The organism is Vreelandella neptunia (assembly GCF_034479615.1).
In the GTDB taxonomy this organism is placed as follows: Bacteria; Pseudomonadota; Gammaproteobacteria; order Pseudomonadales; family Halomonadaceae; genus Vreelandella; species Vreelandella neptunia.
The window spans coordinates 2157138-2169528 of record NZ_CP140255.1 but is presented as its reverse complement, the minus strand read 5'-3'; the positions used below and the strand labels follow the sequence as shown (position 1 = coordinate 2169528).

Here is a 12391-nt window from a genome sequence, read left to right as displayed (position 1 = left end):
ACATTCCTTATACGTTTGAAGTGGTCTGTATGCGCACTTTGCAGAGCGCACCAGTCGCTACGCGGCGAACTAGCTCGCCTGCGCCGGCTTACCCATCCCAGTAATCGCTTGCACTAGCTCGTCCTCGCTAACGTTGTCACCATCAAACTCAGCGGTAACGCGGCCGTCATACATAGCGATAATCCGGTTACTCAGGCCAAGCACTTCAGGCATCTCCGAAGAAATCACCAACACGGCGTAGCCAGATTTGGCTAAGTCTTTAACCAAGGTGTGAATTTCCGATTTGGATCCAACATCAATACCCCGGGTAGGCTCATCCAGAATGAGTAATTTAGGATGCGTATGCAGCCACTTGCCGATAACGATCTTCTGCTGATTCCCGCCGCTTAAATTGCCTACCTTCTGGCGCCAGCTGGGCGTTTTTATTTTCATTGCTTGGTGATATTTGTCGTAAACTTCGCGCTCTTTCGAACTCGTCATAAAACCCAGTGACGACACGCTAGACAGACTTGCCAGCGTCATGTTGTCACGACAGTTCATCCCCAAAATCAGCCCTTGATCCTTGCGATCTTCTGGAACTAGAGCAACACCATTGACGACTGCATCATGGGAATTACGAAAACGCACCACCTCGCCATCCAGCACGACCTCGCCAGCAGAAGGCGTTCGTAATCCGAAGATTGTTTCTGCCACTTCAGAGCGTCCCGCGCCTACCAGGCCATACATGCCGACGATCTCACCCTTGCGAACGTTAAAGCTGACATTCTCAAATACTCGCTTCACTGTGAGGTTGCGCACTTCCAGCAGGTTGTTGCCGAAATCACTGGGTTTACTGGCATGATCAAGCTCCAAACTGCGGCCGATCATCATGCGGGTAATCTCGTCTTCGTTGGTATCCGCTGTATTGACGGTGCCCGTGTACTCGCCGTCTCGTAGTACGGAAATACGGTGAGAGAGATGGAAAATCTCATCCATGCGGTGGGAGATATAAACAATCCCCACGCCTTGCTCGCAAAGCGAATTAATCACGTCGTAAAGCACTGGTTTTTCGTGGTCAGTGAGCGATGCCGTAGGCTCATCAAACACCACAACTCGCGGGGTAAACGCTAGCGCACGACCAATCTCCACCATCTGTTTTTTAGCAATCGACAGCGATCCCACTATGTCATCGTGTTGAAAACCGCACTTGAGCGTCTCAAGAATCTTATTGGTATCCTCGCGCAGCTTGCGCCAGTCCACACGGTTGAACGGCTTTCTTGGCAGACTGCCCAGAAAGATGTTTTCGGCCACCGTCATTTCAGATACCAACGACTGCTCCTGATGGATAAGAACTACCCCTGCACGCTTGGCATGTTTAGGATTTTCGAAGGCCATCTCTTCACCACCGAGGGTGATCTTGCCCTCATTCGCTTGGTGCTTACCGGCCAGTACTTTCATCAAGGTCGATTTACCCGCGCCGTTCTCCCCCAGCAAGGCATGCACCTCGCCGGGGCGAACGTCGAAATCCACGTTGTTGAGTGCCACCACACCGGGGAATCGCTTGGTAATGCCTGTGAGCTCAAGTATCGGCTCGGCATCAACCGGACGACGTGACTGAATGGGAGAATTCATATCCGCACCTCCTTGGTTGAGGGCGCATTGAGTTTCTTGTCGATAATCAATACCGATATGAGAATCGCGCCTAGAATCACCAGCACATAAAAAGCGGGCACCTGCATTAAGTTCATACCGTTACGCAGGATGCCGATGGCAAGTACACCGCCTAGGGTGCCGACAATGCTGCCGTAACCACCGGTCAGCTTGGTTCCACCTAAAACAACAGCGGTAATCACCCAAAGCTCGTAGTCACGTCCCAAATTCGGTGTCGCGGCCCCCATTTGACTGGCTAGCATCACGCCCGCCAGGGCAGCAAAGAAGCCAACAATAATGAAATTGATCATCATATGGCGCCCCAACCGAATACCTGCATCAATCGAGGCTTCTGGGTTTCCGCCTACTGCAAAGGTGTTACGTCCATGACCGGTTCGCGTTAACACTAGATGCATGATCAAAGTGCAAATCAGGAAGATGACTGCCAATACTGGAAAAGGTCCGATAGTGCTGGTACCAAAATCTGAGAAGGCAAAATTCAGCGCATAAAACGACTGCTCACCGGTGTATAGGAAGATCAGCCCCCTTATGCCCAGCATGGCCCCTAGCGTCACGATGAAAGCATTTACACCGGTTTTCCATACAATTAGGCCATTGATTGCGCCCAGCAATATCCCCGACCCAAGTGCCGCGAGAATCGCCAGTGTCATACTGATCTCTTGCAAACCTACCGCAAGCGAAGCGGCGAGCCCCAATATCGCCCCCACCGATAAATCGATGTTGCCGTTGATCATCACTAGCGTCATGCCCAATGCGATCAAGCCGATGGTGGAAGTCTGTACCAAAATGTTGGTGACGTTGCCGAACGAGAGGAAGTACTCCGACATCAAGCTGAAGAAAATAAAGAGAGCGATGACAAACACCCAGATTGGCTGGATACTTGTTCTGCCACGGAAGAACCCTTTAATTGAAGTCATGTTGCATTCCTCCGCGTTATGAGTGGGTCGTGAACAAGCTCTTACGCTTGTTAGCGAGATCCAGCCATACGGCCAGAATGATAATTACCCAGGTCACGATCCACTGGATGTAATAGGGGTAGCCCATCAACAGCAGCCCATTCTGGATAAAGCCCAAGATCAGCACGCCCACCACGGTTTTCCAGATACTGCCAGCGCCGCCCAGTAAGCTAGTGCCACCGAGGATGATGCCGGCCAGTACCAGCAGCTCATAACCTTGGCCAACATTGTTTTGCGAGCCCATCACCCGGGAACCAAGTACAAGTGCCGCACATGCCACACAGAACGCTGAAATGAGATAGGTACTGAACACGCACCAGTTCTTACGAATACCGGAGTAAACAGCGGCCATCGGATTGCCACCTACAGCGAAGATGCGTCGTCCGTATCCGGTATAGCTCATCACCACTTGCACCAAAATGGCCAGCAAACCAAAAAGCAGGATAGGAACTGCAATCCCCCCTAAATAGCCGCGTCCAAAGAAGGCGAACCACGTTCCCTCTTGGTCGGCGATGTCCACGTTCTGACCACCGCTATAAATCAGCACAAACCCCTGAATCGCTGACAACATAGCCAACGTCACAATGAGCGAATTAAGACGTAGAAAGCCGATCAAAATGCCATTCACAGCACCGATCATCAGCGTTAATGCAAACATCATGAGAATCGCATTGGTGGGGCCAATCTTGTCGTGTAAATCCACCACCAGCACTGTAGAGAACGACAGCATCGACCCCACGGAAAGATCCAAATTGCCGCCAATGATCACCACCGTGACACCGACTGCGATGATGCCAATAATCGAAGCTTGGCGAACCACGGTCATAATGTTCGACTGGGAGAGGAACTGCTCAGAAAATAACGAAAAAACGAACATACCGAGCAGGAAAAAAATGAGAATTCCCTGAGCCGATAGAAAACTCATTACACCTGCCTTGCTAAGCTTTCCTTTCGGCAGACTGGATTTTGATTGTTCTGCGGAAGCCATGCTAATCACCTGTATAAAATCACTTGGAAAGACCGGTTAGCGCAATGGGCAAACAAATTGCCATTGACGCTTTCCGCGCACTCCATGCGCAGGAACCCCTGCTTTCAGGCGCATGCTGTATCCCGGAAACTGCACACTAAAGGCAGTAATTCCGGGCAGCATGCCTTACCTCAGAAAACGGGGCGGTCGAACTCGCTGAGATTTTCAGCGGTGATTTTGGGGGTATCGAAGAAATTCATCTTCGGCAGGTCTTCTCCCGCCAGAACATCCAGTGCCGTCTGCAGAGCAGCTTCAGCATCATCTACGGGAGACTGATAAATAGAACCGTAATACTCACCACGCTCAATCGCATCGTAGCCAACGGCGAAGTTAGTGGCGCCGATAAAAATAATTTCATCAGCTCGGTCAGCGCCTTTAGCCGCATTCAGAGCGCCAACACCCATGTTGTCGTCGCCAGAATAAACGCCGTCAATGCGGTCATATTTGGTCAAAAAATCTTCCATAACCCGCTGGGCACGTTCACGGTTCCAGTTGCCTGGTTGCGTTTCCATCAGCTCAACACCCGGGCACGCTTCGGCTAGACGATCTTCAAATCCCTTTGCACGCTCCATAGCAGTGGTATAGCCAGGCTGGCCAGCAATTTGCACGATCTGCCCTTCTCCACCTAGGGCGTCGCACATCATCTCGGCAGAGGAAATGCCTTGCTGTACGTTATCAGGCCCAGAGAAGGCAGCGATGTACTCTAGCCCCGCTTCAGCAATTTTAGAGTTAGTGACGACCACCGGAATGCCGGCATTATGTGCTTGGCGTATAGCGGGAATAACCGCCTGCCCGTTGGTCGGCCAAATAATGATGGCATCAACTCGTTGTTGAATGAGATCCTGCATCTGCCCGATCTGACGAGCGACATCACCACCGGCATCTAGCACCACGATATCGACGTTGCCTGCCTCTTCAGCGGCAGCTTCAAACGCGCTTTCATAGGTTGTTTGATAGCTATCAACCCCCACATTGTTCTGAGTAATACCAATGCGATAAGTATCTTCGGCCTGGGCCGTAGTGATCGACATCATAATGACCGAAGCGGCAATAGCGGTTTTCTTGAACATTGCGTTTCTCCTAACATTTTTTAGTAATTGTTCTTCAGCCTGCGGGCTATGCAAGCCTGGATTTGGAGCTTACTGCTACGCTTAGATTCGGCACAACGCGGCTGAAGTAGAGAAATGACCAATTTGGTTTTTTTAATAAATTTCTTCCCGAAGCAAGCTAGTGCTATGGGCGGCGTCAACAAGTGTTTGAGCACAAAGTCTTCAGCGTGCTCATTTGACAGCCGTCACCGCGTTATTCACTTTGAGGAGCCATTCCGAGGCACTATTGATGCGGCTAGCGTTTACCCAAGGCAAGTGCTCAAAGCCACACTCCCCTCAACGCTGCCGTCGTTATGCAAATTCACAATCACCCGAGCGCTTATCCTGAACCCATGATGCATTCCGGCGTATTACCGTGCGACAGAAGGTATCGGTGGGGCTGATGGATATATGGATAATTGATCATGTTGTGGTGGGAAGTGGTGGTTTAGGTCGTTTTCAAGAAGGAGAATTTTGGGTGGATGTTGGGATAAAATGGTGCGGCCCATCAGGGCAGCTCCTATAACGAGGCAAGCCTTCATTTTTGGTTAATACGGCAAACGGCCAAAAGTAGTATTTTAGACAAGACTGATATAGCATTCAGGTAGCAGTAAGCGAAGCCGATTCACAAATTTATTATAAAATGCTACTGGTAAATCTTTCGAAAAAAGGCGTGATTTTTCCGCTTAGAAATTGGCCTTGTTTCATAAGCCAACACTTCATCCCCGATTTTACAAGAACTATAAGGGTCATGAACTAAATATTTTGTATTTCTAGGAATCTGTTTACCTGTAGGATGATGTGTGACCTTTCGTTGCACCAATACAGTCACGGTTTTATGCATTCCACACTTTATAACCACCCCTCTTATATATTTCTTAAAACTATTTTTCGCCAAAAACTCTGGATCATAAGATCTATATTTTTCTATCTTAATATTACCAAAATCTAAACCATAATAGGAATAGATAGAATCCCATTTGTTCAATATTCTATGAAGTTCATCATAATCGCTTAGGCAGATCTTCTTTCTAAGAAGCATCGATATATCTTCATAGAGCTTAGCCAAATCAGACTGTAATGACAATACTAAATCTAGACCAGAAACTCCTCTAGATTTCTGCTCTAAGAAGCGTCTCTCAATATTTTTACTTTTCTCGAAAGTTTGAGAAGTTTCAGACGTACTATCCATAAGACACCCCTATAATTAAATTTCATTTATCGTTAAATTGTAGAGATCTAGTATAGCCATCAAAACTCGATCGGTATTTCCAATAATCATTGGCAACCGTGTTCTAAGCAACCCGCTATTATTTATAACTAATTCTGCCTGCTGCTCTCCCCAACTATCATTTTTTAGCTCTGATCTCATGATTCTTAGAAAACTAATAAACTCTCTATGTAGCTCGACTATTTTGGACTGATTTATTACTATAACACTTATCTTCTCGGCAATTTGGAATTGTCCTTTTTCCCTAAGATCAGACAGCACTTGATCTCCATATTGGCTGGCTTTATTATCTGCGTGAATAAGTGTATCTATATACGGCTTGATATCTGCTTCATGAGAGTCAATAAAAATTTGCCAATTTGGATCAAAAAAGGACTGTCTCAACAAGTGAAAGTTCACTTCATTCTTAGGAAGTGTTTTCAGAGCTCCGTTACTAATCTCTTGAATCGGAGAAAGAACGACATTTATGTTTCTTTCAATAGTGTGATATTTTGTGTGTACTTCTTTCCAAGTTTGCCCTGTTACAGACATGGCTTTGAGGACTGAAAGAGCATTGCTAACTTCTTCAGGGTACTGTCGTTTATATTTTTCAACCAACTGCAACGACAACCCAATAATGCTTGCAAAACTAGAAAATGTTTCCAACATCATCGCTATATCCCCTTTCCTGTTTTATTGGATAAGTATGCCTGCTGCATTTACCAGAATGACCAGTTTAGCCATTAACTAATTCATCTACGCTATAAGCATAGGCTAAAGCTCTTCAACCGGCCAGGAGCAGCCTTTTAGGAGCCACTGATATAGCGCTTTAACGCCAGCCAGCATGCGCGCTACGGAATGGAGGCGAAGCCGCAATGTAGTAGGGGTTGGACTTCCCCCAATAAAATGGACACGCCCCATCAGTTGATTCCTTCGAACTCTAGCGGAGTCCGGTAACCAAGGCCACTGTGCAGCCGTTGGGTATTATAAAAGCCCTCAATATAGGCTTTTATATGTTTCCGTAATTGGCGCATCGTCACGAAGCTGGTGGCGTGCAGCAATTCGCCCTTGAGGGTCTTGAAGAACGATTCAACCTCGGCATTGTCGGTACACTGACCAGGTCGGTTCATGCTGTGTTTTACTTGGTACTGCTTCAGCAGCGCTTGTGTCTTATGAGCTCGGTATTCGATGCCGCGATCCGTATGGAACAACAGGCCAGAATCCGGCTTACGGCTTGTGAAGGCCTCCCGCAACGTTGCTCTGGCAAAGTTTGCGCTCAGACTCGCCCCCAAGCGCCAACTGATGATGCGGCGTGAGTACAGATCCAACACTACCGCCAGGAACACGTACTTCTTGCCAAGCTTGATATACGTGACGTCACTGCTCCACTGCTGGTTTTCCGTAGTCGGCCTCGCTGCCTCAAGTCGATAATTTGGCAGGGTTTTCAGATCATTCCTGAGCTTCCTCAATCGGCGGTACACACGATCAGAGCGGGCCTTCATGCCCCACTCCCGCATAATTTTCGCGACCCGATTCTCTCCGACCACCAGGCCTTCTCGGCGCAGCGTCTGGTAAACGCGAGGACTACCATAACGGCCTTTACTGTTGTCGTAGATCTTCCTGATCTTCAACAACAAGTCTGCCTTGTCAGTGGCTCTCTTGCTGGGCTCCCGGTTGGCCCAGGCATAGTATCCAGACCGCGACACCTTCAGATGTCTGCACAGCGCTTTTACACTGTAGTCTCGTCGGTGTTTCCAGATGAACCGGAACGCTTCCGTCGTTCCTCGGCCTGAAAACGTTGAAACTTTTTTAGAATGTCGTTTTCCTCCTGAAGCTCCGATATCCGGCGTTTCAGGCGGGCAACCTCATCCTGTTCCTGGATCTTCTTCTTGGCGTCTGCTGGCGCTTTCTTTACCCGTTTCATGGCGAACTTTCCCTCTCGGTATTCCTTACGCCAGCGTGACAGCATGAAAGGGTGAATATCCAGCGCTTCGGCGACGCTTTTCACACTCCGGTGGGCCTGGTGACTCCACTCCACCGCTTTGACCTTGAACTCAGTGCTGTACTGCTGAGTTTTCTTCCCCGTGATCATCTCCGGCATCGTATTTCTCCTCCTGCGGAGTTATCGATGCGTGTCCACTGAACTGGGGGAAGTCCACTTCGCCGTGGCTAGCCTTGTTATATTTTTCCACCCGCATATAGGGATGCCCAAACTGCCGCCCCACCTACTATCAATATTGCGACCCTCTCCACCACGTTTAAAGCTTTGGCTCTGAAATCACTTCGATACCTAAAGTCGCTCATCATCAGTCTTTTCCGGTACAAGAAATGTAGCAAGCTATTGGCCGAATGCTGGCTTGTGCAGGAACAATACTTAAAGAACACTCTAAAATGGCGCTTCACATTGGCAACCGATACGGATGCCGGCTCTTTATACTTTCCTATTATGATTTCTTTTTCTTCTATTTCTCCAGCATTTGATCTGTAAGGTGCGACGAAAACCAGAACCTGACCAGAAGGGCCTTGGGAATACCATAGCTGGGCATTGGTTTCAGAGGCAATTTTTAGACTGTTCTTTTCTTGATCAACCAGTGAAACCCCAAGAAGTCGATGGCCCGTAAAAATATGGGTCGAATTTATATGCTGAGACGCTAATAAACCAGATGACCGAATTGACTCATCATCACATGCCCTCCTGATGAAAAGGCCACCAAATTGATTCAGCGCTGACTTATATTCCGAGTGCTCATCAAAGACCTGTCGTATTCTTTCATCAAGCGACTTCCACATGACGCGCCTGACAAACGCTATTGAGTCGGCTCTCGCTATTTTTTCGGCGTATTTTTCTACTGACACACTATGCTTCCCTCGAAATATAACGCTTGCAGCATGCGCGCCCTTGAAATGGAGCCGAAGGCGCAATGTAAAGGGCATCGCCGTGCCTGCACTTGTTATACGCTCAACTGATCCACACGCTGATCAATGTATGAAAATATCTCTTGAAAAAATGTCGAGTCGAAAGCTGAGTTACTATCCACGCCCATCCCGTCATACTTAAAATTCTTCACTGTTTTCTCATTGTTCCGCAGTACATCACTGAACGGGTGAAATGTAACATCGGGAATCTGGACGAATAGCTTACGCTTTCTCTCGCGTGCTTCGTCATATTTTGCCTCAATATGCTGTTGAGTAGCGCTCTTCAGATCTCGATAAATCCTAGGAAGATTGTGGGTGAATGGCGCTCCTTTATTTGTATCTAACTCGTAGAAAATTTTAACCAGAAGCTCTAGAACCACCGCCTGCAGAAAGTGACCTGTAACTGCATGCTTCAACGCAGGATCGGAGCCCCCGCCCGACGGGAGGCTCGCCGAAAAGAGAAGCGCATTGATAAGGAAACGCTTCTTTCTAACTGCCTCTGCGACTTCAGCACCTTGCATTGAAAACTCTCTAGTGTGTATAGCGACCGCAGCATGCGCGCCTTTGTAGTAGAGGCGAAGCCGCAACGAAAAAGCCGTCGCCGTGCCTGGCCTGGTTATATTTCTCTCGGTAGATTCAGAGCCTTTTTGATTTTGTCTTCAAGGCTATGAGCATCATTATAGTCATAGGTATTCGAGTATCCGATTAGATTTCTCACGGCCTCTTCAGGTCTGCACCCTCTCCATCTGAGATAGCGTCTGAATCGCCCCGGGTTTCGTAGACACCTCTAGGCCTTATACTAAAGGCATCTAGGAGGATCCATGAACCGTCCCCGTTACACTGAAGAATTCAAAATCGAAGCCGTTAAACAGGTGGTAGAGCGCGGCCATCGCGTTGCCGAAGTCGCTGAGCGGTTAGGCGTGTCAGGCCACAGCTTGTACCACTGGATCAAGCGCTACGATAAGCCGGTAGAACAACGACAAGAAGATGATGATCTCCACGCTGAAAACCGTCGTTTGAAGGCTGAACTAAAGCGCGTGTCAGAAGAGCGAGATATATTAAAAAAGGCCACCGCGTACTTCGCCAGGGAGTCCGACTGAGGTACGCGTTTATTCAAAACCATGCGAGCCAATATCCGATACGGCGTTTGTGCCGCATGATGGCCGTGCATCCTAGCGGCTACTACGCATGGTGCAAAAAAGTACTGTCTAATCGAGACCGGGATGATCAGCGTCTCTTGGGATTGGTCAAGCATGCGTGGCTTGAAAGCGGCGGTGTATATGGTTATCGCAAGGTCTACCAGGATTTGCGTGAGGCTGGCGAAGCCTGCGGTAAGCACCGAGTGGCCCGCCTGATGCGTAGGGAAGGTTTACGCTCCCAGACGGGCTACCGACGACGCCCTGGCTGCTATGGCGGTGGAAAACCGGCTGTTGTATCACCTAACCATTTAGACCGTCAGTTTGAAGTAACAGCGCCAAATGTTGCTTGGGTGACGGATATCACGTACATCCGAACATACGAAGGCTGGCTTTACTTAGCGGTGGTTATCGACCTGTTTTCTCGTCAAGTGGTTGGCTGGTCGATGAAGTCTCGTATGACCTCGGAATTAGTGCTGGATGCTTTGTTATCGGCAGTCTGGCGACGCAAGCCGCAAGGATCGGTGATGGTGCATTCGGATCAAGGAAGCCAGTTCAGCAGTGGAGACTGGCAAAGCTTTCTGAAAGCTAATCAGTTGGTGGGCAGCATGAGTCGACGTGGTAACTGTCATGACAACGCCGTTGCTGAAAGCTTCTTTCAACTCCTCAAGCGAGAGCGAATCAAGCGACAGATTTATTCGACACGCGAAGCGGCTAGACGTGACGTGTTCAATTACATTGAAATGTTCTATAACCCAAAGCGCCGACACGGGACAAGTGATAACTTATCACCGGTTGAGTATGAAAGGCGTTACTTTAAGAGCCTAACGGGTGTCTAGAATACTCGGGGCGATTCAGTCTGTACCAACCAGGAAGCTCTATGTAGGCTGCGGAAAGTTCAGCTGAAGACTTGCGATTAGACCTGATGCGCTCACTATGCAACTCTTTCATCTCGTCATTCAGATTGTCAGCATTTATAACCTGAGCATAAAAGATGAACTCAGAATGCACCCGTGCCCGAATCTCTCGAAATCTTAGTATTGGTTGTACCGAAAAGGTGGCAAACCAATACCCCATGGCACCAGCCAAAATACCGATAAGGGCCGTTATGAGGTTAATGTCCAATTTTCAACCTCCAAAAATATAACGCTTGGCACAGCGGACGTTTTGGAGCGACGAAGGAGCGGAAAAACGTTCCGACTGGTGCCACTGGTTAGGCATCTCCATTTCTCGCAGCCTTCATTAAAGAGTCAGCCATATTTCAGAAATTCATTTTCACTCTAACCGGCGAGTCAAAATCCATGATCTTTCTCGCGCAGTCAACTTTCCCCCACCAACGATCGATCACATAGCTGTTTATGGGGTCCATGTAATGATAAAGATTGCTGCCAATTTTCTGATCGGCGTTCACCGGAGCGAGGACGCATACCAATCCAAGCGCATAAATTGCGCTCTGAGGAAGAGTCATTGATTCATTCTGGATATTGATCATAAACCGCTGATGGCCTTTGGCGATCTGCACCGAAACCCCATAACCATCTGGCAGTTCGTTGCCGTGCGCGAGATTGCAACGAAACTTCTCGTAAATGACGTCAGCAAACCGTATCCCGATGTTCCCCTTCGAATTTTTGAAGGGAAAGACGGTCTCTTCTAGGTTCAACCCACCAAACATTAGCTCAACTATGTCGAGGTACTCGTTAATAAATCTGCGGAACCGCTCACCAACCTTTGGTTCACCAGGAAACATCTTCTTGGCTGTGCCATCAACGGCAATACAAGCAGAGAGAAGCGCTTGGTCTAGCTCACCTCGATCAGCAGCGTCCAAGGACTGTTTGATGTGGTCTGCAATTTTCATGGCATGCCTAACAGTGATTATAGGTTCGTCTACATAGACTGAATGAACCCGACGGCGCGTTTATTCTGGTTATATCGCCTTTCTTTCACGACCTATCCCATTGAAATTAAAAAATTAAGTATAAATAGTCAGCATAACATAGATTATAGTGACGGCTGCTTAACCCGATTGAGCCAGCATGCCGCTTTTGCCGGTATGTCTGCTTTGGGTCGTTTCCAGCCAAATCCAAGCACTCACAATTCTTAAGATAACAGTATCTGAAGGAATAGCGGCTGTCACCACTCATACGCATAGGCATGAAAAATCCATTGAAAAAGGCGGCTGAAATTCGCCATCGTACGGGGCCTCTCTCGAGGTGAGTTTGCTAAGCTGGACGTAATCCCTGGCATGCTTCGCGGTTGGGAACAAGGCTGCTGTGCCTACAGACATTGCACGGACACTGTTACACGTCGCCGAACAAAATCCTGAAGCGCTAACTGACCTCATTTAATGAGTTTAGGAAATCGCGGTATGAGCAACCCGAGGGCAGATGTGCTTCAGAATTTCCAAACAC

General features: G+C 48.4%; 12 protein-coding genes. 2 read left to right on the top strand and 10 right to left on the bottom strand.

Annotated features, from left to right (window positions below; all coding sequences use genetic code 11):
- Positions 1–69 precede the first annotated feature (69 nt).
- The 4 genes from SR894_RS10045 to SR894_RS10030 form a co-directional block, all read right to left on the bottom strand.
- Positions 70–1611: a sugar ABC transporter ATP-binding protein gene (locus SR894_RS10045; protein ID WP_223289219.1), complete on the bottom strand. Its 1542-nt coding sequence runs from the start codon at positions 1609–1611 to the stop codon at positions 70–72.
- A complete protein-coding gene (locus tag SR894_RS10040; protein ID WP_223289220.1) occupies positions 1608–2567 on the bottom strand; it encodes an ABC transporter permease in 960 nt (319 codons plus the stop codon). Before SR894_RS10040 ends, SR894_RS10045 begins: the two co-directional genes overlap by 4 nt.
- Positions 2568–2583: 16 nt before the next feature.
- A complete protein-coding gene (locus tag SR894_RS10035) occupies positions 2584–3531 on the bottom strand; it encodes an ABC transporter permease (RefSeq protein WP_208862705.1) in 948 nt (315 codons plus the stop codon).
- A gap of 233 nt (positions 3532–3764) precedes the next feature.
- A complete protein-coding gene (locus tag SR894_RS10030; RefSeq protein WP_133732450.1) occupies positions 3765–4703 on the bottom strand; it encodes a sugar ABC transporter substrate-binding protein in 939 nt (312 codons plus the stop codon).
- A gap of 114 nt (positions 4704–4817) precedes the next feature.
- Between SR894_RS10030 and SR894_RS10025 the strand changes: the two genes are divergently transcribed.
- Positions 4818–5078, top strand: a complete 261-nt coding sequence (locus SR894_RS10025; protein WP_322535539.1) for a JAB domain-containing protein — start codon at positions 4818–4820, stop codon at positions 5076–5078.
- 289 nt (positions 5079–5367) lie between these two features.
- Here the strand turns inward: SR894_RS10025 and rpsQ are convergent, their stop codons facing one another.
- From rpsQ to SR894_RS10000, 5 genes are all read right to left on the bottom strand, one after another.
- Positions 5368–5913 (bottom strand): 30S ribosomal protein S17, encoded by a 546-nt coding sequence (gene rpsQ / locus SR894_RS10020; protein ID WP_208862704.1) that lies wholly within the window; start codon positions 5911–5913, stop codon positions 5368–5370.
- A gap of 15 nt (positions 5914–5928) precedes the next feature.
- Complete coding sequence (locus SR894_RS10015; protein ID WP_133732449.1) at positions 5929–6603, bottom strand: hypothetical protein; 675 nt, start codon at positions 6601–6603, stop codon at positions 5929–5931.
- A gap of 248 nt (positions 6604–6851) precedes the next feature.
- Positions 6852–8032 (bottom strand): IS3 family transposase gene (locus tag SR894_RS10010; protein ID WP_290281260.1). Its coding sequence is split into 2 segments (ribosomal slippage): positions 6852–7708 and positions 7708–8032, totalling 1182 coding nucleotides; the frame shifts between segments, so codons are not numbered across the junction.
- A 77-nt stretch (positions 8033–8109) separates the two neighbouring features.
- A complete protein-coding gene (locus tag SR894_RS10005; RefSeq protein WP_133733708.1) occupies positions 8110–8787 on the bottom strand; it encodes a hypothetical protein in 678 nt (225 codons plus the stop codon).
- Positions 8788–8882: 95 nt separating this feature from the next.
- Positions 8883–9368 (bottom strand): hypothetical protein, encoded by a 486-nt coding sequence (locus SR894_RS10000; RefSeq protein ID WP_133733709.1) that lies wholly within the window; start codon positions 9366–9368, stop codon positions 8883–8885.
- A gap of 300 nt (positions 9369–9668) precedes the next feature.
- Between SR894_RS10000 and SR894_RS09995 the strand changes: the two genes are divergently transcribed.
- Positions 9669–10822, top strand: a protein-coding gene (locus tag SR894_RS09995) for an IS3 family transposase (protein WP_223289246.1) whose coding sequence is annotated in 2 segments (ribosomal slippage) — positions 9669–9906 and positions 9906–10822 — 1155 coding nt in all. Because the reading frame shifts where the segments join, the coding sequence is not laid out codon by codon here.
- A 422-nt stretch (positions 10823–11244) separates the two neighbouring features.
- Here SR894_RS09995 and SR894_RS09990 read toward each other — a convergent pair.
- Positions 11245–11838 carry a hypothetical protein gene (locus tag SR894_RS09990; protein WP_133733710.1) on the bottom strand — a complete coding sequence of 198 codons (594 nt, stop codon included), beginning with the start codon at positions 11836–11838 and terminating at the stop codon, positions 11245–11247.
- Positions 11839–12391 lie beyond the last annotated feature (553 nt).

Excerpts from the sequence above, each read along its gene's own strand:
- SR894_RS10045 (WP_223289219.1), bottom strand. The coding sequence starts at position 1,611 with ATGAATTCTCCCATTCAGTCACGTCGTCCGGTTGATGCCGAGCCGATA.
- SR894_RS10040 (WP_223289220.1), bottom strand. The coding sequence starts at position 2,567 with ATGACTTCAATTAAAGGGTTCTTCCGTGGCAGAACAAGTATCCAGCCA.
- SR894_RS10035 (WP_208862705.1), bottom strand. The coding sequence starts at position 3,531 with ATGAGTTTTCTATCGGCTCAGGGAATTCTCATTTTTTTCCTGCTCGGT.
- SR894_RS10030 (WP_133732450.1), bottom strand. The coding sequence starts at position 4,703 with ATGTTCAAGAAAACCGCTATTGCCGCTTCGGTCATTATGATGTCGATC.
- SR894_RS10025 (WP_322535539.1), top strand. The coding sequence starts at position 4,818 with ATGACCAATTTGGTTTTTTTAATAAATTTCTTCCCGAAGCAAGCTAGT.
- rpsQ (WP_208862704.1), bottom strand. The coding sequence starts at position 5,913 with ATGGATAGTACGTCTGAAACTTCTCAAACTTTCGAGAAAAGTAAAAAT.
- SR894_RS10015 (WP_133732449.1), bottom strand. The coding sequence starts at position 6,603 with ATGATGTTGGAAACATTTTCTAGTTTTGCAAGCATTATTGGGTTGTCG.
- SR894_RS10000 (WP_133733709.1), bottom strand. The coding sequence starts at position 9,368 with ATGCAAGGTGCTGAAGTCGCAGAGGCAGTTAGAAAGAAGCGTTTCCTT.
- SR894_RS09990 (WP_133733710.1), bottom strand. The coding sequence starts at position 11,838 with ATGAAAATTGCAGACCACATCAAACAGTCCTTGGACGCTGCTGATCGA.